25 protein-coding genes are annotated in these 25744 nt (G+C 67.7%); 16 read left to right on the top strand and 9 right to left on the bottom strand.

Annotation, left to right across the window (positions count from 1 at the left end):
- Positions 1–3 precede the first annotated feature (3 nt).
- From hutG to hutH, 3 genes are read left to right on the top strand one after another with little or no spacing between them, the layout of a single operon-like run.
- Positions 4–825 (top strand): N-formylglutamate deformylase, encoded by an 822-nt coding sequence (hutG, locus tag GYM46_RS15880; RefSeq protein WP_008259900.1) that lies wholly within the window; start codon positions 4–6, stop codon positions 823–825.
- Entirely contained in the window at positions 822–2486 is a 1665-nt protein-coding gene (gene hutU, locus GYM46_RS15875; RefSeq protein ID WP_008263450.1) for a urocanate hydratase, read from the top strand. Before hutG ends, hutU begins: the two co-directional genes overlap by 4 nt.
- Positions 2487–2491: 5 nt before the next feature.
- On the top strand, positions 2492–4021 hold the full coding sequence (gene hutH, locus GYM46_RS15870; RefSeq protein WP_008262706.1) for a histidine ammonia-lyase: 1530 nt from the start codon (positions 2492–2494) through the stop codon (positions 4019–4021).
- 11 nt (positions 4022–4032) lie between these two features.
- Here the strand turns inward: hutH and fni are convergent, their stop codons facing one another.
- Together fni and GYM46_RS15860 are read right to left on the bottom strand one after the other, a co-directional pair.
- Positions 4033–5076 carry a type 2 isopentenyl-diphosphate Delta-isomerase gene (gene fni, locus GYM46_RS15865; RefSeq protein WP_008260627.1) on the bottom strand — a complete coding sequence of 348 codons (1044 nt, stop codon included), beginning with the start codon at positions 5074–5076 and terminating at the stop codon, positions 4033–4035.
- A gap of 40 nt (positions 5077–5116) precedes the next feature.
- On the bottom strand, positions 5117–6946 hold the full coding sequence (locus GYM46_RS15860; RefSeq protein ID WP_040349526.1) for a PPC domain-containing protein: 1830 nt from the start codon (positions 6944–6946) through the stop codon (positions 5117–5119).
- 90 nt (positions 6947–7036) lie between these two features.
- Here GYM46_RS15860 and GYM46_RS15855 point away from each other — a divergent pair, with 90 nt between their 5' ends.
- The 5 genes from GYM46_RS15855 to GYM46_RS15835 all read left to right on the top strand — a co-directional run bounded on the left by GYM46_RS15855 (position 7037) and on the right by GYM46_RS15835 (position 11010).
- Positions 7037–7960: a bifunctional methylenetetrahydrofolate dehydrogenase/methenyltetrahydrofolate cyclohydrolase gene (locus tag GYM46_RS15855; RefSeq protein WP_008259940.1), complete on the top strand. Its 924-nt coding sequence runs from the start codon at positions 7037–7039 to the stop codon at positions 7958–7960.
- 61 nt (positions 7961–8021) lie between these two features.
- On the top strand, positions 8022–8699 hold the full coding sequence (locus GYM46_RS15850) for a LemA family protein (RefSeq protein ID WP_154726525.1): 678 nt from the start codon (positions 8022–8024) through the stop codon (positions 8697–8699).
- Positions 8696–9517, top strand: a complete 822-nt coding sequence (locus GYM46_RS15845) for a TPM domain-containing protein (RefSeq protein WP_008258894.1) — start codon at positions 8696–8698, stop codon at positions 9515–9517. The genes GYM46_RS15850 and GYM46_RS15845 overlap by 4 nt, the downstream gene beginning before the upstream one ends.
- Complete coding sequence (locus GYM46_RS15840; protein WP_232216234.1) at positions 9517–10197, top strand: TPM domain-containing protein; 681 nt, start codon at positions 9517–9519, stop codon at positions 10195–10197. The genes GYM46_RS15845 and GYM46_RS15840 overlap by 1 nt, the downstream gene beginning before the upstream one ends.
- A gap of 75 nt (positions 10198–10272) precedes the next feature.
- Entirely contained in the window at positions 10273–11010 is a 738-nt protein-coding gene (locus GYM46_RS15835) for an endonuclease/exonuclease/phosphatase family protein (RefSeq protein ID WP_008263188.1), read from the top strand.
- A 10-nt stretch (positions 11011–11020) separates the two neighbouring features.
- On the opposite strand, the gene GYM46_RS15830 is transcribed toward GYM46_RS15835, so the two are convergent.
- Entirely contained in the window at positions 11021–12499 is a 1479-nt protein-coding gene (locus tag GYM46_RS15830) for a phospholipase D-like domain-containing protein (protein WP_008262671.1), read from the bottom strand.
- Positions 12500–12661: 162 nt separating this feature from the next.
- Between GYM46_RS15830 and GYM46_RS15825 the strand changes: the two genes are divergently transcribed.
- The 3 genes from GYM46_RS15825 to GYM46_RS15815 all read left to right on the top strand — a co-directional run bounded on the left by GYM46_RS15825 (position 12662) and on the right by GYM46_RS15815 (position 16302).
- Entirely contained in the window at positions 12662–12841 is a 180-nt protein-coding gene (locus GYM46_RS15825; protein ID WP_008260729.1) for a hypothetical protein, read from the top strand.
- 115 nt (positions 12842–12956) lie between these two features.
- The gene (locus GYM46_RS15820) at positions 12957–15632 is read left to right on the top strand and encodes a hypothetical protein (RefSeq protein WP_040349528.1); all 2676 of its coding nucleotides are present in this window, start codon (positions 12957–12959) and stop codon (positions 15630–15632) included.
- 79 nt (positions 15633–15711) lie between these two features.
- Entirely contained in the window at positions 15712–16302 is a 591-nt protein-coding gene (locus GYM46_RS15815) for a hypothetical protein (RefSeq protein WP_008261987.1), read from the top strand.
- Here GYM46_RS15815 and GYM46_RS15810 read toward each other — a convergent pair.
- The gene (locus GYM46_RS15810; RefSeq protein ID WP_008264068.1) at positions 16265–17467 is read right to left on the bottom strand and encodes an MFS transporter; all 1203 of its coding nucleotides are present in this window, start codon (positions 17465–17467) and stop codon (positions 16265–16267) included. The two genes, GYM46_RS15815 and GYM46_RS15810, sit on opposite strands and share 38 nt — an antisense overlap.
- Before the next feature lie 48 nt (positions 17468–17515).
- On the opposite strand from GYM46_RS15810, the gene GYM46_RS15805 reads away from it, so the two are divergent.
- Positions 17516–17872 carry a DUF423 domain-containing protein gene (locus GYM46_RS15805; protein ID WP_008260335.1) on the top strand — a complete coding sequence of 119 codons (357 nt, stop codon included), beginning with the start codon at positions 17516–17518 and terminating at the stop codon, positions 17870–17872.
- Positions 17873–17918: 46 nt separating this feature from the next.
- Complete coding sequence (gene pip / locus GYM46_RS15800) at positions 17919–18893, top strand: prolyl aminopeptidase (protein WP_008260638.1); 975 nt, start codon at positions 17919–17921, stop codon at positions 18891–18893.
- Between the two features lie 60 nt (positions 18894–18953).
- On the opposite strand, the gene GYM46_RS15795 is transcribed toward pip, so the two are convergent.
- Entirely contained in the window at positions 18954–19652 is a 699-nt protein-coding gene (locus GYM46_RS15795) for a pirin family protein (protein ID WP_040349530.1), read from the bottom strand.
- Positions 19653–19769: 117 nt separating this feature from the next.
- Here GYM46_RS15795 and GYM46_RS15790 point away from each other — a divergent pair, with 117 nt between their 5' ends.
- Complete coding sequence (locus GYM46_RS15790; RefSeq protein ID WP_008260566.1) at positions 19770–20696, top strand: LysR family transcriptional regulator; 927 nt, start codon at positions 19770–19772, stop codon at positions 20694–20696.
- A 4-nt stretch (positions 20697–20700) separates the two neighbouring features.
- On the opposite strand, the gene GYM46_RS15785 is transcribed toward GYM46_RS15790, so the two are convergent.
- Genes GYM46_RS15785 through GYM46_RS15770 form a run of 4 tightly spaced genes read right to left on the bottom strand, consistent with a single transcriptional unit; the run spans position 20701 to position 23306 of the window.
- Positions 20701–21000 (bottom strand): hypothetical protein, encoded by a 300-nt coding sequence (locus GYM46_RS15785; protein WP_008260357.1) that lies wholly within the window; start codon positions 20998–21000, stop codon positions 20701–20703.
- A 25-nt stretch (positions 21001–21025) separates the two neighbouring features.
- The gene (locus GYM46_RS16905; protein WP_008259400.1) at positions 21026–21340 is read right to left on the bottom strand and encodes a hypothetical protein; all 315 of its coding nucleotides are present in this window, start codon (positions 21338–21340) and stop codon (positions 21026–21028) included.
- A gap of 11 nt (positions 21341–21351) precedes the next feature.
- Positions 21352–21810: a DNA polymerase III subunit chi gene (locus GYM46_RS15775; protein ID WP_008260581.1), complete on the bottom strand. Its 459-nt coding sequence runs from the start codon at positions 21808–21810 to the stop codon at positions 21352–21354.
- A gap of 20 nt (positions 21811–21830) precedes the next feature.
- A complete protein-coding gene (locus tag GYM46_RS15770) occupies positions 21831–23306 on the bottom strand; it encodes a leucyl aminopeptidase (protein WP_008258866.1) in 1476 nt (491 codons plus the stop codon).
- Between the two features lie 144 nt (positions 23307–23450).
- Here GYM46_RS15770 and GYM46_RS15765 point away from each other — a divergent pair, with 144 nt between their 5' ends.
- Both GYM46_RS15765 and lptG read left to right on the top strand, forming a co-directional pair.
- Positions 23451–24587, top strand: a complete 1137-nt coding sequence (locus GYM46_RS15765; protein ID WP_040349531.1) for an LptF/LptG family permease — start codon at positions 23451–23453, stop codon at positions 24585–24587.
- Positions 24584–25720 (top strand): LPS export ABC transporter permease LptG, encoded by a 1137-nt coding sequence (lptG, locus tag GYM46_RS15760; protein WP_008260231.1) that lies wholly within the window; start codon positions 24584–24586, stop codon positions 25718–25720. The genes GYM46_RS15765 and lptG overlap by 4 nt, the downstream gene beginning before the upstream one ends.
- The last annotated feature ends 24 nt before the right edge of the window (positions 25721–25744 follow it).

The following is a 25744-nucleotide window of genomic DNA, read 5'->3' as shown; positions in this document are numbered from 1 at the left end:
GAGATGACGCGTGACTGGCTGACCGTCCATGAGGGCTCGGGGCCGCTGGTGATAGGCTTGCCGCACACGGGGACCGAAATCCCGGACGTTCTGATGGCGCGGTTTCGATCCCCCTGGCTGGCGCGCAAGGACGCCGACTGGTGGGTGGATCGGCTCTATGATTTCGCCGTGGATCTGGGCGCCACTCTGGTGCGCACCGCAGTTTCTCGCAGCGTCATAGACGTGAACCGCGATCCATCCGGCGTGTCCCTGTATCCCGGCATGACCACCACGGGCCTCTGCCCGGTCGAGACCTTCGACGGCGAGCCCCTGTATCGGGCCGGCGAAGCGCCCGATGCGGCCGAGATCGCAGAGCGTCGAGCGACCTGGTTTGATCCCTATCATGCCCAGCTGAAGGCCCAGATCGACCGGCTGCGCGCCCGTGGCCCCGTCGTCCTCTATGACGCCCATTCGATCCGCTCTGTCGTCCCGCGGCTGTTCGCCGGCGAGTTGCCCCAGTTCAACATCGGCGACAACGACGGGACCACCTGCGCCCCCGAACTGACCCAGGCCGTCGAGGCCGCCTGCGCGATCAGCGGCTCCAGCCTGATCGTCAACGGCCGGTTCAAGGGCGGCTGGACCACGCGTCACTACGGCCGGCCTCACGCCGGCGTTCACGCTATCCAGATGGAACTGGCGGACCGGGGCTACATGGTCGACCCGGCGAGCCCTTTGTCGCCCGACAACTGGCCCAGTCCCTATGAGCCGGAGCGGGCCGAGGCGATGCGTCGAAACCTGCACCGCGTCCTGACCGCCTGTATCGCCTTCGCCGAGAGCCAGACATGAACCAGCCCAACGCTCGCGTCATCCGAAGCCCGCGCGGATCGGAAAGGACGGCCAAGACCTGGGCGGCCGAGGCGGCCATGCGAATGTTGATGAACAATCTTGATCCCGAAGTGGCTGAACGCCCTCAGGATCTTGTCGTCTATGGCGGCGTCGGCAAGGCGGCGCGCGATTGGGCCGCCTTCGACAGGATCGTGGAGACCCTGAAGACGCTGGAGGCCGACGAGACCCTGCTGGTCCAGTCCGGCAAGCCGGTCGGGGTCTTCCGCACCCATGCCGATGCGCCCCGGGTCCTGATCGCCAACTCCAACCTCGTGCCCAAATGGGCGACCTGGGAGCATTTCTCGGAACTCGATCGCAAGGGCTTGATGATGTACGGCCAGATGACGGCCGGATCCTGGATCTACATCGGCACCCAGGGCATCGTCCAAGGCACGTATGAGACCTTCATGGAGGCGGGCCGCCAGCATTACGGCGGCGACTGGTCCGGAAAATGGATCCTGACCGCAGGCCTGGGGGGTATGGGCGGGGCCCAGACCTTGGCCGCGACCATGGCGGGGGCGTCCTGCCTGGCGGTGGAATGCCAGCAAAGCCGGATCGAGATGCGGCTGAAGACACGCTATCTTGATGTGGCCGCCCAGAGCCTGGACGAAGCCCTGGCCCTGATCGAAGACGCAAATCGGACTGGAAAACCTATATCTGTCGGCCTGTTGGGAAACGCTGCTGATATCTTGCCTGAAATGGTCAAGCGCGGCGTGCGGCCGGATCTGGTGACGGACCAGACCAGCGCCCATGACCTGGTGAACGGCTATCTGCCGGCCGGCTGGACCGTCGCCGAGTGGGAAGACAAGCGGGCCAGCGAACCCGCCTCGGTCGCGGCGGCCGCCCGCCCCTCCATCGTGGCCCACGTCCGCGCCATGCTCGACTTTCAGTCGGCGGGGGTTCCTGTCGTCGATTATGGCAACAATATCCGTCAGGTCGCCTTTGACGAAGGGGTGACGAACGCCTTCGACTTTCCCGGCTTCGTCCCCGCCTATATCCGCCCCCTGTTCTGCCGCGGGATCGGACCGTTCCGATGGGCGGCCCTGACCGGTGATCCGGACGATATTCGCAAGACCGATGCGGCGATGAAGCGGCTGTTCCCGGACAACATAGGTCTGCATCGCTGGCTCGACATGGCCGGCGAACGTATAGCCTTCCAAGGACTTCCGGCGAGAATCTGCTGGATTGGATTGGGAGAGCGCCACCGGGCGGGCCTGATGTTCAACGACATGGTGGCGTCCGGTGAATTGTCGGGACCGATCGTGATCGGCCGGGACCATCTCGACTCCGGCTCGGTCGCCAGCCCGAACCGTGAGACCGAGGCCATGATGGACGGATCGGACGCTGTGTCGGACTGGCCCCTTCTCAACGCGCTTCTGAACACCGCCTCGGGCGCCAGCTGGGTCTCGCTGCACCACGGCGGCGGGGTCGGCATGGGCTATTCCCAGCATTCGGGCGTCGTGATCGTCGCCGACGGCACGCCGGAAGCGGCGCAGCGGCTGGAGCGCGTGCTTTGGAACGATCCGGCGACGGGCGTCATGCGCCATGCCGACGCCGGTTACGACATCGCCCGCGCTGCGGCCCGCGAACACGGCCTGAACCTCCCCAGCCTGAAGGCCTGACCTCCATGACGACCCTGACCCTCGGCCGTTCGCCCCTGACCCTGGCCCAGTTGCGCGGCGTCCTGGACGGCCCCGTGACGGTCGCTGTGGCGCCCGAGGCCTGGGCCGATGTGGACAGGGGCGCCGCGACCATCGCCGCCATCGTGGCCGAAGGGCGCACCGTCTATGGGGTCAACACCGGATTCGGCCTGCTGGCCAACACCTCCATCGCGTCCGCCGATCTGGAGACCTTGCAGCGGAACCTGGTGCTCAGCCATGCGTGCGGGGTCGGTCCCTTGCTGCCGGACAGCGTGACGCGACTGCTGATGGTGCTGAAGATCGCCTCCCTGTCACGCGGCGCCTCGGGCGTTCGGCGCGAAACCCTCCAGGCCCTGATCGCGCTCGTCAACGCCGACATCCTGCCCTGCATCCCGTCCAAGGGCTCGGTCGGGGCCTCGGGCGATCTGGCTCCTCTGGCCCATATGAGCTGCGTCCTGATCGGCGTCGGCGAGGCCCGGTGCAAAGGCCAGACCTTGGAGGCCGAGGCCGCACTTGAGCGGGCCGGGCTCAAGCCTCTGGTCCTGGGCCCGAAGGAGGGGCTGGCGCTGCTGAACGGGACACAGTGTTCGACCGCCCTGGCCCTGGCGGGTCTGTTCGCAGCCGAGGCGGTCTTCGCCGCCGGCGTGGCGGCGGGGGCCCTGTCGGTCGACGCCCTGAAGGGATCGGACGCGCCGTTCGACGCCCGCATCCAAGCCCTTCGGGGTCAACCCGGTCAGATCGCCGTGGCCGCACGGCTCAGGACCCTGATGGCGGGTTCGGCCATCCGCGACAGCCACCGCGACGACTGCGCCAAGGTGCAGGACCCCTATTCGCTGCGCTGTCAGCCCCAGGTCATGGGGGCGGTGCTGGACGTCCTGACCACGGCGGCCGCGACGCTGGAACGCGAGGCCAACGCCGTGACGGACAATCCCCTGGTCTTCATCGAGGACGGGGATGTCATATCCGGTGGAAACTTCCATGCTGAACCCGTTGCTTTTGCAGCCGATCAGATCGCCATGGCCCTGTGCGAGATCGGCAATATCTCCGAACGCCGGACCGCCATCCTGGTCGATCCGAAGATGAGCGAACTGCCGGCCTTCCTGGTCAAGGAAAGCGGCCTGAACTCAGGCTTCATGATTGCCCAGGTCACGGCGGCGGCCTTGGTCGCCGAAAACCGGATGGTGGCCCATCCGTGCAGCGTGGACACGGTTCCCACCAGCGCCAATCAGGAAGATCATGTCTCCATGGCGACCCACGGCGCCAGGCGGCTGCTGGACATGGCCGAGAATACGGCGACCGTGGTCGGAATCGAGTTGCTGGCGGCGGCCCAGGGGCTGGAATTCCATCGTCCCCTGACCAGTTCGCCCCTGCTGGAACAGGTCGTCACCGTCGTGCGTGAGGCGGCCGCGCCCTACGCCAGCGACCATTATTTCGCGCCGGATATCGCCAGGGCGACCGACGGCGTGCGTGCGGGACGGTATCGCCTCTTCGCGCACGACCTGCTGCCGTCCGCATAGGTCGCTGACCTCTATTCGTCCAGCGGCTGAAGCGGCGCCCGGCGCAGGGCTGAAAGATTAGCGGAATTCGTGCAGAAGCAGACGGTTCTCAACTGGCGCATGACCAGTTGGAAGTGGGCGACCACCGCTTCCGTCGACACCATCGCCGCCGACAGGACGCCGGCGGCCTGACCCGCGATGTCGGCCCCAAGGCGGATCGCGCGCGCGACGTCCAGACCGTCGCGCACGCCGCCCGAACCGATCACGACCGCGTCTGGACAGGCCCGGCGCACATCAACGATGGCCCGCGCCGTCGGCATGCCCCAGTCGCCAAAGGCGGCGGCGTGGGCCCTGTCGCCGGGATCCGTCGCCCGCTCGCCCTCGATGAGCGCCCAGTTCGAACCGCCCGCGCCGGCGATATCCACGGCGGCGGCGCCCATGTCGATCAAGCGGCGCGCGGTTCGGCCCGACAGGCCGGCCCCGGTCTCCTTGACCACCACAGGAACCTCGATCCTGCGGATCAGAGCTTCCAGTGCGGCGCCGACGCCCCACCAGTCGCGATCGCCTTCGGGCTGACAGGCTTCCTGAAGCGGGTTCAGATGGACGATCAGGGCGTTCGCCCCGATCATCTCGATCACCCGCCGCGCCTCGTCCAGACCGAACCCCCGCGTCAGTTGCGCCGCGCCGATATTGGCCAGGATGGGGGTGTCGGGCGCCCGGTGGCGCAGCCCCATGTCCAGGCCGCCGCTGGCCCCCTCTTCCAGAGCCGTGCGTTGGGACCCGACCGCCAGGGCGATTCCCAGGTGCTGGGCCGCCTCGGCCAGACGGGCGTTCACGGCCTCGGCCCGCGCCGGACCGCCGGTCATGGCGCTGATCAGCAGGGGCGCCTTCAATCGGCGCCCCAGGAAGTCGGCGCCCAGGTCGATCTTGTCGTGATCCAGATCCGGCAGGGCCTCGTGCACGAACCGGATCGCGTCGAACCCGGCGTCGCGGGCGTGCCGACCACGCCCGGACAGCACCACGTCGAGGTGCTGATCCTTGCGGCCAAGGGCGCCGGGCGAAATGGCGTCGGTCATTCGGCTCGCCTAGGACCGGATCGTGGCCCGGATGCGGCGGTCAGGGCTGGCGTTCGACGGTCAGGGCATAGGCGCCCGTCTCATTCGGGCCCAACGACCGAGCTCGGACGACGAACCAGCCGTCTTCCGGCGCGGTCCAGTCCAGCTTGGCGTGGGTGTCCGAAAGACCGTCGTCGTCCGTGGCCAGGCTGGTGAAGTCCTCGCCGTCCTCGCCCAGGTCGATGAAGGCGTCGAAGGCGTTGGAGACCAGGGTGATCCGCAGCTTCTCATCCTTCTTCGCCTGGAACCGATAGGCGTCGTAATAGGCGCCCCCGTCGATCAGGGCGTCGGAAAGGCTCAGCGTGCCGCGCGCCGTCGCGCCGACCAGTATACTGCCCGGCTTGGGCTCCGGGCCGCGATCGATCAACGCCAGCGAATAGAGCCCCTTCCCCTCGTTCGACAGCGGAGAGGCCCGCAGGATGTAGTCGCCGGACGACGGCAGGGTGAAGTTCAGACGCGAATCCGTGCCCTCGCCCAGCCCGTCGTCATCGCTCGACAGGGCGGAAAACTCGCCGTCGGCGGCGCTGATCTCGAGATAGGCGTCGAAATCGCCGGATCGCAGAACGGCCTGGACGCGCTGGCCTTCCTGGCCGGTGAATACATAGGCGTCATAGTGTTTGCCCTCGTCGTTCTGGGGCTTTTCGGGCGTGATCTCGCCTTCCACGGTCTGGCCAAAGGTGATCGCAGACGGCGCAGGGGGCGGGGCGACTTCGCTGATCTTGAGGGTGAAACGGCCTTCGCCGTCATCGCCCAGGGCGCGCGCCTCGATCAAATAGTCGCTGGCCGTCTCCAGCGTCCGGACGATACGAGAGTCCGTGCCGGAACCGGCGCCGTCGTCGTCCTGATCGAGAATCGAATTGTCCGACGCCTGGCGCAGGGTCAGATAGGTGTCGAAATCCTTCGACGACATCTCGATGGCGACGCGCTGGCCCGCCTCAGCCGTGAACCGATAGAATTCGGTGCGCTGGCCGTCGTCGTTCAGTCCCGTCTCATCGTTCAGATTCCCGTCAATGCTGTCGCCGACGGCGATGGGCTTGGCCGGCGGCGCAGGCGGCGCTTCCGACAGGCCCAGGGTGTAGGCGCCCTCCCCATCCCTGATGGCGGTGACGCGAATCAGATATTCCCCAGCCGTCGGGGCGGTAAAGACGAGGCGCGAGTTCAGTCCGTCGTCGGGTCCATCGTCGTTCTGAGCCAGTTCGGCGAAGTCGGCCCCGTTCATCCGGCCGACGCGAACCAGTGGATCGAAGGCCTCGGACTCCAGGGTGACGATCACCCTCTGACCTGCAGAGGCGCGGAAGCTGTAGGCGTCGTAACGGCCGCCGTCTTCCTGTTCCGGATCACGGTCCGTCAGCGTCCCGGCTCGCTCATCACCGACGCGAAGGCCGACCGGACGCGGTGCGCGCGGGGGCGCGGGGCGTTCGCGCAGGGACAGGCTGTAGCCCCCGCCTTCCAGCCCGGCCAGGGTGCGGGCGCGCAGAACGTAGGTCCCGCTGGTTTCCGGCGTGAAGCGCAGCCGGGCGTCCGTGCCTTCGCCCAGGCCGTCGTCATCTTCGGCCAGCGGTTCGTCGTCGCCTTCGGCATAGATGGCCAGATAGGCGTCGAAAGCGTCGGACCTCAGCACAGCCTCCAGCCTCTGCCCCGCACGCGCCTCGAATCGGTAGGCGTCATAACGATAGGCGTCCTCGCCGGTCGTGGCCGCGTCCGTCTCGGTCAATGCGCCATCCACCGCAGCCCCGATGCGCAGGCCCTGAACGTCCTGAGCCAAGGCGGGCGAGGCGGCCCAGGCGAGGGCAAGGGCGCTGGCGGCGGCGACGAGGGACGAACGCTTCATCAAGAACACTCCGGAGTTTGTCACGGATCATAGACGCCGAACCATGACGGCTGTAAATCGCCGCATCCTCATCCCCCCGGAGTCTTCCCCATGTCAGCCGAGCCCGCACGCGCGACCCTGATCGACGGCAAGGCCTTTTCGGTCGACCTGGTGGACCGCGTCGCCGCCGCCGCCGCGCGTCTGGAAGCCAGCCAGGGCGTCAAGCCGGGCCTGGCCGTCGTCATCGTCGGCGAGGATCCCGCCAGCCAGATCTATGTTCGCAACAAAGGCGAGACGACCCTGCGCGCGGGCATGCGGTCCGATACGCACCGTCTGGACGAGACCACGACCCAGGACGAGCTTCTGGCCCTGATCGCCCGTCTGAACGCCGACGCCGGCATCCACGGCGTCCTGGTTCAGCTGCCCCTGCCGAAACACATCGATTCATCGGTCGTGCTGGACGCCATCGATCCCGACAAGGATGTGGACGGCTTCCACGTGGTCAACGCCGGACGCCTGGCGGTCGGCCTGCCGGGCCTGGTCCCCTGCACCCCCCTGGGCAGTCTGATGCTGCTGAAGGACCAACTGGGCGATCTGACGGGCCTGAACGCCGTCATCGTCGGCCGGTCCAACATCGTCGGCAAGCCGATGGCGCAACTGCTGCTGGGCGAAAGCTGCACCGTCACCATCGCCCATTCCAGGACCCGCGACCTGCCTGCCCTCTGCCGCACCGCCGACATCCTGGTCGCCGCCGTCGGCCGGCCGGAGATGATCAAGGGCGACTGGATCAAGCCGGGCGCGACCGTGATCGACGTCGGCATCAACCGCGTTCCCTCGGCCGACCCGGTCAAGGCGGCGGAGGGAAAGACCCGCGTCGTCGGCGACGTCGCTTTCAAGGAAGCCGTCGAGATCGCCGGACGCATCACCCCCGTCCCCGGCGGCGTCGGCCCCATGACCATCGCCTGCCTGCTGGCCAACACCTATTCGGCGGCCTGTCGCTCGATCGGCGTCGAACCGGAGCCATTGGACGCTTGAAGCGTTGCGGTCCTGAGGCGATAGTCGCCGCACCGGCGCAATCGCCGACAGGGGAAAATCCATGGCTCGCTTCAACGCTCGCGCTCTGGCTCTGACGACCGTTCTCGTCGCGGCGCCCGCCGTCACCGGCTGCGGCTACAACACTATTCCGACCAAGCAGGAACGGGCCGAGGCGGCCTGGGCCGATGTCCAGGCCCAGTACCAGCGTCGCGCCGACCTGGTGCCCAATCTGGTCGCCACCGTCCAGGGCGCGGCGATCCAGGAACGCACCACCCTGACGGACGTGATCAACGCCCGCGCCCGCGCCACCTCGGTCAATGTCTCGGCCGCCGACCTCAGCAATCCGCAGGCCTTCCAGCAATATCAGCAGGCTCAGGGCCAGCTGTCCGGCGCCCTGTCGCGCCTGCTGGTCTCGGTCGAGGCCTATCCCCAGCTTCAGGCCAATCAGAATTTCCTGACCCTGCAGTCCCAGCTGGAAGGCACCGAAAACCGGATCACCATCGCGCGCCGCGACTACAATGAGGCCGTGCGCGACTACAACACCACCCTGCGCACCTTCCCGAACGTGATCTGGGCCAAGACGGTGCATAGCGGATCGCAACCGATGCAGTTGTTCACCGCCACGGCGGAGGCCCAGTCGGCGCCCCAGGTGAACTTCAACCTGAACGGCGCTCCGGCCGCCACGCCCGGCGGCGGCGCCGCGCCGGTCGCGCCGGGCTCGACCCCGCCCGCCCCGTGAGCCTTCGCCCCGTTCGGACAGGACGTCCAGCGGGCGTCGTCGCCAGTCTGTTCGGTCTGATGGCCGTCCTGCTGTTCGCCGTGCCGGCGACGGCGCAGACGAAGCTCGACTTTCCGCCCCTGTCCGGACGCGTGGTCGATCAGGCTGATCTGCTGGATACGGCGACCGAACAGGCGCTGACCGACAAGCTGGCCGCGTTGGAAGCCCGATCCAGCGACCAGTTGGTGGTGGTCACGGTCCGCAGCCTGCAGGATCAGGAGATCGAGGACTATGGCTATCAGCTGGGCCGGGCCTGGGGCATCGGACAGAAGGAGGGCGACAATGGCGCCCTGCTGATCGTCGCCCCGACCGAACGCAAGGTGCGGATCGAAGTCGGGTACGGGCTGGAGCCGATCCTGACCGACGCCTTCTCGTCCATGGTCATCCGCGACGACATCCTGCCGGCCTTCCGCGACGGCGACTATCAGACAGGCGTCGTCAGGGGCGTGGACGCCCTGATCACCCAGCTGGAGCTGGATCCGGCCGAGGCCCAGGCGCGGGCGGCGGCCGCGGCGACCGAACCAGAGGGCGCGGGCGGCGCGGTGATCCTGCCTGTTGTCATCATCGGCTTGATCTTCACCATCTTTTTGGTCGGCGCGATCGGTTCGGGCGGACGCGGGCGTCGTCATCGTCGCGACGGCGTCACCCCCATACTGATCTGGGCGGCGTCGGAGGCTTTGAGAAACGCCGGTCGAGGGGGCGGCGGCTTCGGCGGCGGCGGCGGATTTGGCGGCGGCGGCGGAAGCTTCGGCGGCGGCGGCGCTTCGGGAGGATGGTGATGCGGTTTACCGAAGACGACCGCGCGCGGGTCGCCGGCGCCATCGCCTCGGCCGAGCGCGGCACCTCGGGCGAGATATTCTGCGTCGTCTCGCGCGGGGTCTCGTCTTACGCGGATGTCAGCCTGGCCTTGGCGGCCGCCGCGGCCCTGCTGGCGCCGACCGCGCTCATCCCGCTGGGCTTCACTCTGTCCTGGCCGGTCGGAGATGGTTGGGAAGCCGCCCACGTCACGGCCCAGGCCGTCGGCGTCGGTCAAGCCCTGGCCTTCTACGCCCTGGTCCAGGCGGTGATCTTCGTCGCGGTCTTCCTGCTGACCCGCATCCCGCCGGTGCTCCGTTGGATCACGCCGCGCAGTCTGCGTCAGGCCCGTGTGCGCAAGGCGGCCCTGCAGCAGTTCCTGGCGCATGGCGTCCACGTCACGCGCGAGCGAACCGGGGTGCTGATCTTCGCCGCTCTGAAAGAACATCAGGTCGAACTGATCGCCGACGAACTGATCCACCAGAAGGTCGATGAAGGGGTGTGGGCCGACGCCGTCGCCGCCCTGACCCGTCAACTGAAGGCCGGCCGACCGGTCGCCGGCTTCGAGGCGGCCATCGACCAGTGCGGCCGGGTCCTGGCGGCCCATTTCCCGCCCCGCGCCGACAATCCCAATGAACTGCCGGATCATCTGGTCCTGCTTTGATCGTCGCACAGGGGTCGCAATCGGCGGCCAAAAGGCCTAGCCGTCCGCTGGATTCGGACACGTCCCTGGGAAATCATGCCCCGCCTTCTGACCTATAACGTCCATCGCTGCGTCGGGACGGACAAGCGGCTGGATGTTGATCGCATCGTCGCCGTGATCGGCGAACACGAAGCCGACATCGTCTGCCTTCAGGAGCTGGACGTGGGCCGGGCCCGCACCGGCAAGGTGGATCAGGCCGAAGCCATCGCCGAAGGCCTGGCCATGACCTCGCGGTTCCATCCGGCCATGAGGGTCGAGGCCGAACTTTATGGCGACGCCATTCTGACGCCGCATCCGGACAAGCTGATCCGCGCCGACGCCCTGCCGACGGTGCGCGGCATCCCCGGCCTGGAGCCGCGCGGCGCCATCTGGTCCGAGATTCAGATCGAGGGCGTCGGGGTCAATGTGCTGACCACCCATCTGGGCCTGGTCCCGCGTGAACAACGCCTGCAGGCGGCGGCCCTGGCGGGAGACGGCTGGTTGGCCGGCTGCACCGGCCCCACCCTGCTGGCAGGCGATTTCAACGCCACTTCCATCACCCGGCCCTACCAGACGCTGGCGCGCCGATTGGGCGATTGTCAGCGCCTTTTGAACCTGAAGCCGTCGGTCAAGACCTTCCCCTCGGGCTTTCCCGCCATCCGTATCGACCATTGTTTCGTCAGCCCGGAGATCCGCATCACAGGGGTCAAGGCGGACTTCTCGCCCCTGGCTCGGGTCGCCTCGGATCACCTGCCGCTGATCATCGACTTCGAGATCGTCCAGCCGTCCCGCTAGGACGAGGCCCCTAGCCGGGGGCCTGGCCGCCTTCCGACGCGGGCCGCGTGCGGTGCGAACGGTTCAGCCTTTTCCAGGGCCGCCAGGCGTCGGTCGATGAGGTGGGGTCGCCCAGTTGCCATTCGGCGAAGATCCGCTGGATCCGCGTCGGCGGATCCGAACCCAAGGACTTGAGCCGGTCACTGCCGAAACTGCTGATGGCCGCGCCCGTCGACCCCAGCACCCCCTCCACAGCCGCAAAATCCTGAGCTGGGACGCCGATCCAGTGACCGATGGTGCGATGGCGATGATGGACGATGACCGCGCGGCCGGCCGCATCGGTCGGCTCGACCGCGACGTCGCATTCGGTGTCCAGCCCCATCGACCGGTTGTTCAGATTGGACGATCCGATCCGCAACAGCCGATCATCGATGATCGACACCTTGGCGTGAACGATGATGCGGTCGCCCTCCGCCGTCAAAGGCGCGAAGGCGAAGAACCGATTGTATTTGTCGGCCTGTTCAAGCCGGTACAACACCTCGGCGCGGGCCGTATCCATGGTCATGCTGTCGAACCAGCTGGGGCTCTTGCCGGTAGAGACGACAACCACTTCCGGGCCGTCGACCTCGGCCAGGCGCTCGGCCAGGGCGGCGGCGATGATCGGCGAGGTGAAATACTGGTTCTCGAAATAGATCAGTCGTTTGGCCCGCCGGATCGCCTCCAGGTGCAAGGCCTCGTTTTCACGCACCTCGTGGCGGCCGCTCCACTTGGGTTCGGTGCGGGCGATGCCGACCGGCGCCTCGGTCATCTGCACCGGCACGCCGTCAGGCCAGGGATCGCTCTCCACCTCGTCCGGCACGGTCCGTTCCCATGTCGCCTTGAACCAGCGTTCGCGCGCCAGATCGCCAAGAGCGCGCGCGGCCGGCCCATCCATCACGCACATCACCTCATGGCGGGCCTTGCAGATCACGCCGTTCGGCAGGGCGCGACGCGGATCTCCGTCCAGATGTTCGACGGAATCCCAACGATCCGTCGAGATGTCGCCCCCGCCGCAGAAGGCGACGCGGTCGTCAATGACGATGACCTTCTGGTGGTGACAGGCCCCGATGGGGCCAGGCGCGTCCATGCGGAACTCGACCATCCGCTTGCGGAACCAGCGCTGGGCGCGGTGGGGATAGAAGCCCTGGGACGCGGCAATCAGCAAAGGCGACTTCCAGATCAGCAGCCGGACGTCCAGGTCCGGCTTGCGCTTCACCAGCATGCGCAACTGGTGGCCGATCTCATGCTGTCTTTCGCCGGGCCGGGTCTCCGGGTCCAGGTGGGTGCGGGGGTCGAACTGCCAACCCAGGACAACGATCGACCGTTCAGCTTTCTGGAGGGCGGAGGACAGCGCGTCGAAATAGGTTTCGTTCTCCATCAGGATGGAAAACCTGTGCGCGATCTCGCTGCGCCAGACGCCCGCTCCGGGGGTCAGCAGACTGCCGTCATAGCTGTCGCCGTCTTGGGTCATTCAGCCTGCCTGCCCGATTCGCATGACACCGCGATGCGGACGCCCTCCTCTTCTCCGTTTCATGCACGCCACGCCCGGTCAATCTTTACGCGGCGGGATTGTGACGTTCGCCAAACAGGCGCATAAAACAATCGGCCATGGGGGCTGTTGGAGACGCCGTCTATGCAGGCGCTGGTGGAACTGATCGCTGGCTTCATCGCATTGCTGGCGGCTGCCGTACTGTCGCAGTTCGGCGTCGACATCCATTCGTCCCAGCCTGCGGAACGCGAAGTCCATCGCAGCGCAGACTGCCGTCCGGACAAGTCCGCCGCCTTCAGCGCAGATACCAGGCGCGATTGCTGATCGCGAACAGTCCACGTCTGTTGAATCTGTACGGCTTGGACCTTGGGTTTTGACCCGCTAGGGTCGAATCGGCGCGTTCTCGCGCGCCACGCGCATGAATCGAGCTCGACGCCTGATGAAATCCCGTAACCGGCCGCCGCTTAAACTGACCAACAACGAGGCCGTCCCGCCCCTCGAGATGCCGGACACGCCTGCGTCTGACGTCGAGATCGAGGTCGAGGTCGAGCCGACGCCCGAGATTGAAGCCGAGCCGCATGCGGAGTTGGAGCCCCTGCCCGTAAGGCCGCCCGAACGGCCCATGTCCGAACGCCGCCGCCGCCGTCTGGCGGAAGAGGCCCGCCAGGCCGAGGAACGCGCCGCCGCTGCTCTGAAACCCAAGCCGGAGCCCCTGCCCGAGGCCGAGCCTGCCCCGCCGCCTGCCGAATCCCTCGACGTCGTCCCGGCCGTGGCGCCGGAGATCGATCCGGAACCGACGTTTGAATCTTCCGCCGCTGTCGAGATGGCCGTGGCCGCAGGCAAGCCCCCGGCGCCGTTCGAGCTGTCGTCGCCTCAAACCCTGAGATCGAGCGTTTCCGCGCGTGCTGCAGCGACCGCGAGCGGCCGGACCGCCTATCTGATCGCCGTCCTGGCCTCGGCCCTGTGGATCGGCGGCGTCGCTTCATGGGCCGCGTATGAGTTCGGCTCCGGCGCGGCGGACCTGGATCCGTTGCGCTTCGCCATCTACGCCCTGATGGCGCTGGCGCCGGCCGGCCTCGCAATAATGCTGGCCCACGCCGTACGTCAGGGCGCCGGTCTGGCCGCCGAGACACGGCGCGCCCGCGATATGGCCGAGGCCCTGGTCGCGCCGACCGCACTGGCCGCCCAGCAGACCGGCCAGGTGCTGAATTCCCTGCGGACCGATATCGACCACGCAGCCCTCGCGGCCGAACGCGCCCGCAACGACATGGTCCTGTTGCGCCAGGCCCTGGCCGAGGAGACGGATCGCCTGAACGCAGCCGCCGAGAACGCCGCCCGCACGGCGCGTCGCCTGACCGAAAACCTCGCTCGCGAGCGTGATCAGATGCAGACCCTGGGCGTCCATCTCGACAGCCAGGCCACGGGCGTCATCGATGCGGTCGAGCGGCAGTCGCGAATGGTCGCCGACGCGTCCGACCTGGCCCAGGCCCAGCTCCGCGAGGCCGAGGCCGCCCTGGCGGCTCGCGCCGCCGATCTGGCCGCCGCGGCCGGCGAGGCCCAGGACGCCGCCCGCGTCGCCGCCGACGACCTGGCCCGCCAGACCATCCGGCTGGAAAACGCCGGCTCCGGCGTGGCCGAACAGATCCAGTCGGTCGAACAGGGGCTGAGCCAGCAGCGGGCCGCCCTGGTCACGGCCGCCTACGCCCTGCGCACCGATCAGGAAGACTTCTCCGCCCAGGTCGAGAGCCAGCGGGCCCAGTTCGTCGAAAATCTGTCGGCGACACGCACAGCCGCCGACGAAATGGGCCGGACGTCTCAGACGTCGATCGAGAGCCTGCGCGAAATCCTGGAAGCCGCCGGCGACCAGTTCCGCGCCCTGGTGGACATGTCCCAACGCGAGGCCGACGGTTTCGACGCCGCAACCAAGGTTTCGCTGGATCGGTTCGAGGCCCTGGCCGCCGACGCCCGCGACACCCTGATGGAGGAAACCCGCCGGGCGCTGGAACAGATGCGCGCCACGGCCGAAGATTCCCGCGCCGCCGCCGCCGACGCCGCCGAACAGGCGCGACTGCGCGCCGACCGGCTGGGCGAGGCCTTGTTCGAGGCGGCCCAAAAGGCCGATCAGGCCGCCGACGCCCGTATCGAGGACGCCCGTCGCATCGTCGGCGAGACCTCGGGCCTGGTGGACGAGGCCGGCGAGCGGATGGTCAAACGGCTGGAAAGCCTGGTGGACCGCCTTAACTCCGCTCTGTCCGAGATCGACACCGCCGTCGCCGATGTGGACGAACGCGCCGCGCGTCTGCCGGAACAGGCGCGCGCCCGCGTCGACGCCGTCCGCGCCAGCGTGGAGGAAGGCCTGGCGTCCCTCGCCGCCGCCTCACGCAAGGCCGCCGAAGACACGGAGGCCCTGGATGTCGGCTTCCAGGAACGGGTCCGCCGCAACTATGACATGCTGACCGAGGCCGTGCGCCTGATGGGGGTGGTCTCGGGCGACGCCCCGACCGGCCGTATTCGCGAGCTTCCGCCTGAGCCGGAACGCCATCGGCAGCCGCGAAGCGCCACGCCGACCGAGCCCTCGCCGGAAGACAGGGCGGCCGACAGAGGCTTCGGGCTTCGCAATCGTCTGCGTCTGGCCCCGACGGAAACGCCGCGCGCTGCGCCCGCGCCGGACGCGGGCCTCGACTGGAAGGATCTGGTGTCCGGCGGCCGCGACGATCCGCCTCTGGATCTGGACACGCCGACGGCCAGCCCTGCGGAAACCGCCGCCCTGTCGGACCGGGTCGCGGCCGCGATCCGCCGCATGGGCGTCGATCCCAATGCGCTCCTGCCCCGTTCACGCGTGGAAGAGGCGGCGCGTCTGCTGGGCGACGGCGACGCCGACGGCGCGCGTCGCATCGTGCGCCGTGTGGCGCCGGCCGCCGTCCGCAGCGTCTCGCGCCGTGTGCTCAGCGACCCCGAACTGCGCGCCGACGCCGAGCGTTATGTGGCCGTCTTCTCTCAGGACATATCCACCTACGCGCGCAGCGGCGACGCTCAGGCCGTGCAGAACCGCCTCGCCTCTGACGGGGGTCGCGCCTTCATGCTGTTGGACGCGGCCGTTGGAGACCTCGGTTGAGGCTTGACGGCGGACCCAAGTTCGAGCCACCTGCCTCGGTCACGAAAACGTCACGCGGTGGGCGGGGTTTAAGGTCGAAATGACGAACGAGACCGAAGGCCCCAACCGGCCTGACCGACGCCCCGGAATCGCGATCTGCACCTATGACGGCGATTCCGGCTGGGATCTGGTCGAGGATCTTTCCGGCGAAGCCTGGAGTCCCCCGGGGGCCCGCACGATCCGGGTGTCCATGGGCGATCCGGACGCCCTCGCCGACACCTTGGGCGCGGATCTGAAAGACGGGCGCTGCCGCGCCGTTCTCCTGGTCGGTCGCACGCACAAGGGCGCCGCCTTCCGCATCCAGATGCGGGCTGAAAACAGGGCCTTGGACCGAAAGGACCGTCTGTCTGTCACCGGTCCGGGCCTGGCCCGCACCACCGCTCCCGTCGCCGACATCCTGCGCGCCCTTCACGCCTCCGGCCTGCCCGCCGAGGCCTCGTCAGAGGCTGAGGACGATGCGGGCTCCTATCTGCTCTATCGCATCCTCGCCGACCTCGACGATGGACCGCACACCCCCGCCGTTGGCCTGTTGCGGTCTCCGGCGTCCGCGGATGAGACGGCGGTGAAGAAGGCGGTCAAGGCCGCCGCCTCGATCATGGCCGGCCATATGGCCCTGTCGCCTCGAACCTAGCCCGAGCAACCAGCATCGGCTTCAAGGCCATGACGGCGATCAGGCCCAATCCGGCCAGGCCGGCCATCGCCAAGTATCCGCCCGCGCCATAGGCGTCGTACAACGGACCGCTCGCCAGGGTCGCCAGACCGATCAACACTCCCGCCGACAGGGTCGAACTCAGGGTCTGGGCCGTCGTCTGGCTGTCGCGTGGGGCCAGCCGTTCGGTCAGTTCGATCCCGGCCAGATAGCTGGCCGCAAAACTGAGGGCGTGCAGCGCCTGGAGCGGCCACAGGATCCACAACGGGGGCGCCGCCGCCATCAGCCCCCAGCGCAGCACGGCCGCCGTCGCAGCGAGCGCCAGCAGCGGCCAGGCTCCAATCCCGCGCCGACGACGCCAGGGATCGACAATCCACATGAAGCCGATCTCGGCCGCCACGGCGAAGGCCCACAACAGCCCCGTCAGATGCGGTTCAATCCCCTGCCCCCGCCAGACAATCGCGGAGAAACCATAGTAGAAGGCGTGGGCCGCCTGCACCGCGCCTATGGCGACCAGGGCCGTCACCAGAACGGGATCTTTCAACAGTCGCCCCATGCCCCGAAACCGATCCCAGCCGGGGATCGGAGGGCCGTCATGCACCGGCTCGGCGGGCAGCACCCGCCGGGCCACGACCGCTATGCCCAGACAGGCCAGGATCACGCCGACGATGACCGCCTCGGGCCCCGTCGCCCGCAGGACGAACCCCACGGCGATATTGGTCGCGACAAAGGCGGCGGAGCCGAAACCGCGCGGCACGGCGAAGCTGAATCCTTCACGACGGGCCAGTCTCAGGGTGAGAACGTCCGTCAGGGGGATGATCGCCGCCGCGCCTGTCGCGCCGATGAACCAGCAGACCGCCCAGGCTGCGAATCCTTCGGACAGACCCGCCGCTCCGTATCCCAGGCCGGCCAGGGCGGCGAGAAGGGCTATGGGCGTGCGGCGATAGCGAAAACCATCGGCCCAGACCGCCAGGGCAGGCCCCGTGATCAGCCGTCCCAGCATGGGGGCGGCCAGAAGAACGCCGATCTCCGCCCCGCTCAGTCCCTGGGCGCGCATCCAGAGGCCGGCGTAGGGCAGGCTGACGCCCAATCCGCCGAACATCAGGACATATTGCAGCGCCGCGCGCGATCTGGATCCCAATTCCATCGCCCGCGCATAGCAGACTTCCCGGATTCGTCAGGCTAGGTTCCTTGCATGACACCGAGTCGCAATCTGATCGTCTTCGCCGCCCTGAACGGGGCTCTTGCCGTCGCCCTGGGCGCCTTTGCGGCCCATGGCGCCGGGCCGCAGGTCAAGACGCTGCTGTCCACCGGCGCCCATTATCAACTGGCCCACGCCGTCTTCGCCCTGGCCTGCACCCTGTGGACCGGCGGCGGTCGATGGGCGCGGATCGCCGGCTGGCTGGGCGCGGCGGGCGGACTTGTGTTCTCGCTCGCCCTGGCCTTCGTCGCCCTGCTCAGTCTGCCCGTCATGGGCGCCGTCGCTCCGATCGGCGGCCTGCTCATGATCGCCGGTTGGCTTTGCCTAGCCTTTGCGGCATTTCGTTCCTAACCCTCAGTACGGCCGCATACGGGCCCAATAGAAAGACCTCGCAAGCATGGCCTTCCCCACGCCCGTCGAGCCGCGTCGCGAACTCTACCCCGAGATCGAACCCTTCGCCTCAGGCTGGATGACCACCGACGGCGTCCACGAAATCTATTACGAGGAAAGCGGCAATCCGCAGGGCCGGCCGGTTCTGGTGCTGCACGGCGGACCCGGCGGCGCCGTCAATCCCGGCATGCGCCGCTATTTCGATCCGGCCCAGTATCGGATCATCATGTTCGATCAGCGCGGCTGCGGCCAATCCCGCCCCCACGCCTCGCTGGAAAACAACACCACCTGGACCCTGATCGAGGACATTGAGCGGCTGCGGGAACGGTGCGGCGTCGACAAATGGGTGGTGTTCGGCGGGTCCTGGGGCTCGACCCTGTCCATGGCCTACGCCATCACTCATCCTGAGCGCGTCCTGGCCCTGGTTCTGCGCGGCATCTTCCTGCTGACCAGGAAGGAGTTGCACTGGTTCTATCAGGACGGCGCCTCGATGATCTTCCCGGACGCCTGGGAAAGGTTCGTCGCCCCCATACCCGAAGCCGAACGCGGCGACCTGATGGGCGCCTATTACAAGCGGCTGATCGGTGACGACGTCGCCGACCGCGAACGTTGCGCGGTCGCCTGGTCCAGCTGGGAAGGCGAGACGGTCAGCGTCGAGGGCCCCAACGCCAGGCCGGACAAGTTCGCCGAACCCGAATTTGCGGTCGCCTTCGCCCGGATCGAGAACTGGTTCTTCACCAACGCGGGCTTCTTCCCGGAGGACGGCTGGATCGTGAAGAATGTGGACCGGATGCGCCACATCCCCTGCTGGATCGCCCAGGGCCGGTTCGATGTCGTCACCCCGATCGCCAGCGCCTGGTCCCTGCACCGGGCCTGGCCCGAGGCGAAGCTGGACATCGTCGCCGACGCCGGCCACGCCTCGTCGGAGCCGGGCATCGTCGACAGCCTGGTCCGCGCCACAGACTGGGCCGCCGGACTCTGATCCCAGAAACGGGCGAATGACGGCGCCGGGCAGGTTCGTCCCGCCCGGCGCCGTTCGTCGTCAGGCCGCGTCCACCAGCACGACCTCGGCGTCCGAGACCGCCTTGACCGTCACGACGTCCTCCTGAGCGATAGCGGCGCCGTCGCGGGCGTTCAGACGAACGCCATTGACCTCGATCTCGCCCTTGGCTGGCACCAGATAGGCCCGCCGGTTCGATCCCAACGCATAGTCGGCGCTGTCGCCGGCGTTCAGCGTCGCCGCCACGATCCGCGCATCGGTGCGGATCGGCAGAGCTTCCGTGTCGCCTTCAAAGCCCGAGGCCAGGACCACGAACTGTCCCGAACGCTCGCCCTTGGGGAAGGGCTTGGAACCCCAGCTGGGCGCCTCGCCGCGCTTGGTCGGCTCGATCCAGATCTGGAAGATCCGGGTCAGCTCCGGCTCGGCGTTGTATTCGGCGTGGCGGATTCCGGTGCCGGCGCTCATCACCTGGACGTCCCCGGCCACGGTGCGGCCCTTGTTGCCCAGGCTGTCCTCGTGAGTGATGGCCCCGTCGCGGACATAGGTGATGATCTCCATGTCGGCGTGCGGGTGGGGCGGGAAGCCGGATCCGGCGGCGATCTCGTCGTCGTTCCAGACCCGCAGATTGCCCCAGCTCATCCGCTTGGGATCATAATAGTTGGCGAAGGAGAAGTGATGTTTGGCGTTCAGCCAGCCATGGTTGGCGCCGCCCAGCGATTCAAAAGGTCTGCGCTCGATCATCGGTCCATCCTCAAGCCGGGCCGTCCCGGCGTCATTGACTTGACGCCAAGATAGAGATCGACGACCGAACAGAAATAGAAACACCTGAAACTCATCGTTTCCAACGCAGAGGCCGCCATGTCCCGCCTGCCCGACCTCGAGGCCATGGCCATCTTCGCCAAGGTGGCGGAGGCCCAGTCCTTTTCCGGCGCGGCCGACGTAATGGGAATGTCCAAGGCGACCGTGTCCAAGGCGGTTACACGGCTGGAGCAGCAGCTGAAGACCACCCTGCTGCACCGGACCTCGCGCCGCTTCTCCCTGACCGACGCGGGTCGGACCCTGGCGGCGCGCGCGGGCCTGATGCTGGCCGAGGCCGAGGGAGCGGTGTCGGAGGCCCTGGACATGTCGGTGACGCCGCGCGGCCTCGTGCGGCTGGCCACCCCCATGTCCTTCGGCATGGCCTATGTCGCCCCCTCCCTGCCCGAGTTTCTGGCCACCCATCCCGACGTCTCTATCGACCTGCATCTGTCGGACGAGGTGATCGACCTGGTCGGCGGCGGATTCGATTGCGCCCTGCGCATCGCCGCCCTGCCGGATTCCTCCCTGACGGCGCGTCGGCTGCGACCCGTCGAGCGCCGGCTGGTGGCCTCGCCGGACTATCTGGCTCAGCGCGGGCGCCCGACCCATCCGCACGATCTGGAGCGTCACGCCTGTCTCGGCTACGCCTACATGTCCACGCCCGATGTCTGGCGGTTCATCAACGACGCGGGCGAGGAGGTGTCGGTCCGGCCGCGCGGCCCGTTGCGGGCCAACAACTCCGACGCCCTGACCGCCTCGCTGTGCGCCGGACTGGGCGTGTTTCCCCAGCCGGACTTCATCTACTGGAAGGACGTCGCCGACGGTCATCTGGAGACCGTGATGAGCGAATGGCGACTGGCGCCCATCGCCCTGCACCTGGTCGCGCCGGGGGGCGGGCCGCGACCGGCGCGGGTCACGGCCATGATGGACTATCTGGCCAGACGGTTCAGCGGCCCCCTGTGGCCCGGTGATACGGTCGGCCGCTGACGCCTCAGCCGCACTTCACCTGCTGGATCACGCCCGACGCCTCGTCATAGACGAAGTTCACCCGGTTCTCGCGATAGTCCATGGTCGCGGCGCAGGTGGTGCACAGCACCCTGAAGCTCTGCCCTTGCGGCGCGGCGGGCAGCGTCGAACGATTGCGCCCGACATAGGCCTGGTAATCCTCGACCCTGCAGGCCTTGAAGGCGGTCTCGCCGCCCGGCGCTGGGGGCGTTGCGGGCGTTTGGGCGCAGGCCGACAGCGCAAGTCCGGCGGCCATCAGGGAACTCAGGATGAAGGCGGTCTTCATGGTCGTCTCCGGGGTCCGTCACGGCCTAGCCGCAGCGGACCTGTTCGATGATGCCGGTGTCGGCGTTGTAGAAGATGTTCAGCCGATAGGCCGAATAGTCCTGGCTGACAGGGCAGGTCGTGCAGGTGACGCGGCGGTTCACCACATCCACCGGCACGGGAATCTCGGTCCGGGACTTGCCGACCAGATACTGCATCTCGCCGGCCTTGCAGATGTCGGTCGTCTGGCCGGTCGGCATGCGGCTGCCGACGGGCGGGTTCAGCTGGGCGCGTTCGACCGTGCGGGGCGCCGGCTGGTCGGCGACGGGCGTCGAACAGGCCGCCAGCAGGCCCAGTCCCACGAACCCGGCGATCAGGCCGCCTTTTCCCAGCGCCCTTCGTCCGTCTGACGCCAATAGGCCAGATTGGCGCCCTGTTCTTTTAGCGTCTTCCAGCGTCCGCGCGCGTATTGCAGCGCCGGCTCGTCCCGACCGTCGAAAATGATGAAGCATCGTTCAAACCCTTCCGTCACGCCCAGTTCTGCGTCGTCGACGATGAACAGCGCCTGAGCGCCGTTCAGGTTCTCTCCCGATTCGCTCAGCAGCACAGGCTGGCGATCCGCATGGGGCTGATCGGCCCGGCCATGCGGCAGGAAACTCTCATCATGAAAACTCCACAGCCGCTCATCGACATCGTCCAGCCGATGGGCGTGCGCCGACTTGATCAGGGCGCGCCAACCCCGCTCGAGCGTCTTCTCGAGCAGGGTCGGCAGCACCTGGTCCAGCGTGGAACGCTCCAGATGGTAGAACCAGATTTCGGGCTTGCCGCTCATCCGGCTCTACCGTCCGGAACTCAGGCTTCGTAGGCGTCGGCCACCATGCGATCCAGCGTGCGCACGGCGAAGCCGACGCCGCCTTCCGGCACGGTGGGGCTGGGGCTCTTGTTGGCCCAGGCGGTCGGGGCGATGTCCAGGTGCGCCCACGGCACGCCGTTGGTGAAGCGCTGCAGGAACAGGGCGGCGGTGATCGAGCCGCCGGCGCGGCCGTTGCCCGTGTTCTTCACATCGGCGATCTTCGAGTCGATGTGCTGTTCATAGATGTCGGGGATCGGCATCCGCCAGAAATTCTCGCCCACCTTCTTCGACGCCGCCAGGATCGGATCGGCCACCGCGTCCGAGTTGGAGAAGACGCCGGCGTAATCCAGGCCCAGGGCCACGATCATGGCGCCCGTCAGGGTGGCCAGGTCGATCATGAATTTCGGCTTGAAACGCTGCTGCGTGTACCAGAGGGCGTCGGCCAGGACGAGGCGGCCCTCGGCGTCAGTGTTGATCACCTCGACCGTCTGACCCGACATCGACACGACCACGTCGCCGGGGCGCTGGGCGTCGCCGTCCGGCATGTTCTCGACCAGACCCAGCACGCCGACGGCGTTGACCTTGGCCTTGCGGCCGGCCAGGGCGATCATGGTTCCGGTCACGGCGGCCGCGCCGCCCATGTCCCACTTCATGTCTTCCATGCCGTCGGCCGGCTTGATCGAGATGCCGCCGGTGTCGAAACAGACGCCCTTGCCGACGAAGGCGATCGGCTGGCCGCCGGCCTCGCCGCCGTTCCACTTCATGACCGCCAACTGGCTTTCGCGACGGCTGCCCTGGCCGACGCCCAGCAGGGTGCGCATGCCCAGCGTCTCCATCTCGGCCTCGCCGAGGATTTCGACCTCAAGACCCAGGCTTTCCAGCGCCTTGACGCGCTTGGCGAACTCGGCCGGGTACAGGACGTTGGCGGGTTCGGACACCAGGTCGCGGGCGAAGATCACGCCGTCGGCGACGGCCGACAGGGGCTCCAGCGCGGCCTCGGCGGCGCGCAGGTCCGACGTCACGACGCGGATCGCGGTGATCGACGGGATCTTGTCGGGCTTCTGGGTGGTCCGGTACTTGTCGAACCGATAGGCGGCCAGACGGGCGGCGAAGCCAACGCGGGCGGCCTGTTCCGGCGTCAGGCCCGAGGCGTCGATGGTCAGAATCTCGGCGCCCGACAGTTTCACCGCCGCATAGGCGGCGCCGCCGAAGGCCTCGACCGCCAGGTCGTCCAGCTTGTCCGCAGCCCCGGCGCCGACCAGCAGCACGCAATCGGCGTTCACACCCGACGGCGCGGCGATGCTCAGCGTCTGTCCAGACTTGCCGACGAAACGGCTCTTGGACATGGCTCTGGTCAGGGCGCCGTTGGCCTTGGCGTCCAGTGCCGGGCCTGAACCGGCGAGCGTGCGGTCCTCATGAACCGGCACGGCGAGAATTTCAGCGGCGTCCACGGCAGCGACGAACTCGATCTTCATACAGTGACTCCAGCCAGGCCCCACCCGGCGTTTACAACGGAAGAAAAAGACAAACGGCGCGTCTGCTTGTCGCGGACGCGCCCTCCTGTGCTACTAGATGCGCCTCATTATCGCCGCCTGCAACCGGGCGAAGTCCATCCGCCCATGACCCTGATTCAAAGATACCTTTTCCGCCAGATCTCGCTGCCCGTGGTTGCGGCCTGCGCTTCCTTGGCTGGAATCGGGATTCTGAGCCAAAGCCTCGACCAACTGGAAGTCATTGTCGAACGCGGCCAGAGCGTGTGGGTCATGGTGAAACTGACCCTGCTGGCCCTGCCTCAGCTGCTGGCGGTCATCCTGCCGATCGGTCTGTTCGTCGGCGCCCTCATCGCCCTGACCCGAATGCAGCGCGAGCAGGAACTGACGGCGGCCTTCGCCGGCGGAATGACGCGATGGCAGGTGATCTCGCCCGCGGCGCGACTGGCGTTCCTCGTGCTGATTCTGAATCTCGTGATGACCCTGTTCGCCCAGCCGTGGGCCCAGCGTGAAGCCCGCAACCAGGCTTTCGCCATTCGCACGGACCTGGCGGCCCTGCTGGTCGAGGAGGGCCAGTTCGTCCAGGGACCGGACGGCTTGACCGTCTATGTCCAGCAGATCGAACAGAACGGCCTTCTGAAAAACCTGTTCGTCTACCTCGATGACGGCAAGTCGACCCAGAACTGGAGCGCCGCCGAGGCGCGTTTCGGTCGTGACGCCGCCAATGAGCCGGTTCTCACCATGATCGACGGTTCCTGGCAGAAATATTCGTCGCGCGGCGTGCTCGAGACCCTGTCCTTCGACAGATACGACTTCCCCCTGGGCCAGTTCTCCGGCGTGACCGAGCAGATTCGCTACAAGCCGGCCGACCTCTATCTTCGTCAGTTGTTGACCCCCTCGCCTCGCGTGCTGGAGACCGCCGGCTCGCGCGGCGAACTGCTGGCCGAGGCCCACGCCCGCATCGCCGCCCCGCTCTACGCCCTTGTCGCCATGGCCATGGCCCTGGCCGCCATCATGGGCGGATCGTTCAGCCGCACCGGCTATTCGCTTCGGATCGCCAAGGCGGCGGGCGTCTTCCTTTTGGTCCGGGTGATCGGCTACGGACTGGTGGCCGCCAGCGCCTGGAACCCGTGGATGAACATCCTGCAGTATCTGGCGCCCCTGATCGTCGTCGCAGCGGCCGTGCGGCTGCTGTTCCGCGCCCTCAAGCCCCGCAAGCGCCGAAAGTCGCCGGTCATCGACCGGCTGCGCGCGAGATTCGCATGACCCTGGCCCTTCTCTCGCCTTCCCGATTGCGTCTGCCTCGGCTGGGGCGGATCGAACGCTATGTGCTGATCCAGCAGCTTCGTTCCCTGGGCGTGGCCCTGGCCGTGATCTCCGCCCTGGTCATGCTCATCGACTTCGTCGAGGTGTCGCGCGGCGTGGGTTCGGATCAGGACCTGTCCGCCCTGCGTATCCTGGGCCTCGTAGCCCTGAAATCGCCGTCGGTGATCGTTCAGCTTCTGCCCTTCGTCTTCCTGTTCGGAACCTTGGCCGCCTATATCGGCCTGAATCGGCGCAGCGAACTGGTGGCCATGCGGGCGGCGGGCGTTTCGGCCTGGCGGTTCGTGCTGCCGGCTGCAGGCATGGCCCTGGTCCTGGGAGTTCTGACCGTGACCGTTCTGGGTCCGCTCGCTTCGGCCGGCGACGGGCTGTGGCAGCGCGAACGGGCGCGCATCTCCGGAACAGCCCCCGGCGCCAGTTCCAACGACGCCATCTGGCTGCGCGAGGGCGACGACCAGAGGCAGATGATCATTCGCGCCGGGCGGCAGGACCGCGCCAACGCCCGGCTGCTGGATGTCACCTTCTTCATCTACACGACCGATGCAGAGGGCAACCGGGACTTTTCGGAACGGATCGACGCCCGGTCCGCCGCTCTCAGCGCCGGCCGCTGGCGGTTAACCGATGCGGTGGGCGCCAGCATCGGCCAGCGCGCCGTGACCTATTCCAGCCTCGACCTCCTCTCCAGCCTGGCGGATGAAGAGGCCTTCGAGCGGTTCGCCCGCCCCCAATCGACGCCCTTCTGGTCATTGCCGAATCAGATCAAGCGAATCGAGGACGCTGGCTTCGCCTCCACCGCCTATCGCCTGCGCTTCCAGCAGTTGCTGGTCACCCCCCTGGTGTTCGCGGCCATGTCGATCCTGGCGGCGGCGTTTTCGTTGCGACTGATGCGTCTGGGCGACCTGGCGAAGATGAGCGTGGCGGCCGTGGTCCTGGGCTTCGCCTTCTTCTTCCTGAACCAGTTTTCGTCCGCCATGGGATCGGCCGAGGTGGTGCCCCCCTTCGTGGCGGCCTGGTTGCCGCCGATATTGACGGCGCTCGCCGCCTTCACCTTGCTGTTCTATACCGAAGACGGCTAAGCGAGCGCCTCGCTCAAGACAGAC

Origin of the sequence: Brevundimonas mediterranea (assembly GCF_011064825.1) — a bacterium.
Taxonomy (GTDB): domain Bacteria; phylum Pseudomonadota; class Alphaproteobacteria; order Caulobacterales; family Caulobacteraceae; genus Brevundimonas; species Brevundimonas mediterranea_A.
The sequence above is the reverse complement of the archived record's forward strand: the minus strand, read 5'-3'. Positions and strand labels throughout refer to the sequence as shown.

Excerpts from the sequence above, each read along its gene's own strand:
- hutG (WP_008259900.1), top strand. The coding sequence starts at position 4 with ATGACGCGTGACTGGCTGACCGTCCATGAGGGCTCGGGGCCGCTGGTG.
- hutU (WP_008263450.1), top strand. The coding sequence starts at position 822 with ATGAACCAGCCCAACGCTCGCGTCATCCGAAGCCCGCGCGGATCGGAA.
- hutH (WP_008262706.1), top strand. The coding sequence starts at position 2,492 with ATGACGACCCTGACCCTCGGCCGTTCGCCCCTGACCCTGGCCCAGTTG.
- fni (WP_008260627.1), bottom strand. The coding sequence starts at position 5,076 with ATGACCGACGCCATTTCGCCCGGCGCCCTTGGCCGCAAGGATCAGCAC.
- GYM46_RS15860 (WP_040349526.1), bottom strand. The coding sequence starts at position 6,946 with ATGAAGCGTTCGTCCCTCGTCGCCGCCGCCAGCGCCCTTGCCCTCGCC.
- GYM46_RS15855 (WP_008259940.1), top strand. The coding sequence starts at position 7,037 with ATGTCAGCCGAGCCCGCACGCGCGACCCTGATCGACGGCAAGGCCTTT.
- GYM46_RS15850 (WP_154726525.1), top strand. The coding sequence starts at position 8,022 with ATGGCTCGCTTCAACGCTCGCGCTCTGGCTCTGACGACCGTTCTCGTC.
- GYM46_RS15840 (WP_232216234.1), top strand. The coding sequence starts at position 9,517 with ATGCGGTTTACCGAAGACGACCGCGCGCGGGTCGCCGGCGCCATCGCC.
- GYM46_RS15835 (WP_008263188.1), top strand. The coding sequence starts at position 10,273 with ATGCCCCGCCTTCTGACCTATAACGTCCATCGCTGCGTCGGGACGGAC.
- GYM46_RS15830 (WP_008262671.1), bottom strand. The coding sequence starts at position 12,499 with ATGACCCAAGACGGCGACAGCTATGACGGCAGTCTGCTGACCCCCGGA.
- GYM46_RS15825 (WP_008260729.1), top strand. The coding sequence starts at position 12,662 with ATGCAGGCGCTGGTGGAACTGATCGCTGGCTTCATCGCATTGCTGGCG.
- GYM46_RS15820 (WP_040349528.1), top strand. The coding sequence starts at position 12,957 with ATGAAATCCCGTAACCGGCCGCCGCTTAAACTGACCAACAACGAGGCC.
- GYM46_RS15815 (WP_008261987.1), top strand. The coding sequence starts at position 15,712 with ATGACGAACGAGACCGAAGGCCCCAACCGGCCTGACCGACGCCCCGGA.
- GYM46_RS15810 (WP_008264068.1), bottom strand. The coding sequence starts at position 17,467 with ATGGAATTGGGATCCAGATCGCGCGCGGCGCTGCAATATGTCCTGATG.
- GYM46_RS15805 (WP_008260335.1), top strand. The coding sequence starts at position 17,516 with ATGACACCGAGTCGCAATCTGATCGTCTTCGCCGCCCTGAACGGGGCT.
- pip (WP_008260638.1), top strand. The coding sequence starts at position 17,919 with ATGGCCTTCCCCACGCCCGTCGAGCCGCGTCGCGAACTCTACCCCGAG.
- GYM46_RS15795 (WP_040349530.1), bottom strand. The coding sequence starts at position 19,652 with ATGATCGAGCGCAGACCTTTTGAATCGCTGGGCGGCGCCAACCATGGC.
- GYM46_RS15790 (WP_008260566.1), top strand. The coding sequence starts at position 19,770 with ATGTCCCGCCTGCCCGACCTCGAGGCCATGGCCATCTTCGCCAAGGTG.
- GYM46_RS15785 (WP_008260357.1), bottom strand. The coding sequence starts at position 21,000 with ATGAAGACCGCCTTCATCCTGAGTTCCCTGATGGCCGCCGGACTTGCG.
- GYM46_RS15775 (WP_008260581.1), bottom strand. The coding sequence starts at position 21,810 with ATGAGCGGCAAGCCCGAAATCTGGTTCTACCATCTGGAGCGTTCCACG.
- GYM46_RS15770 (WP_008258866.1), bottom strand. The coding sequence starts at position 23,306 with ATGAAGATCGAGTTCGTCGCTGCCGTGGACGCCGCTGAAATTCTCGCC.
- GYM46_RS15765 (WP_040349531.1), top strand. The coding sequence starts at position 23,451 with ATGACCCTGATTCAAAGATACCTTTTCCGCCAGATCTCGCTGCCCGTG.
- lptG (WP_008260231.1), top strand. The coding sequence starts at position 24,584 with ATGACCCTGGCCCTTCTCTCGCCTTCCCGATTGCGTCTGCCTCGGCTG.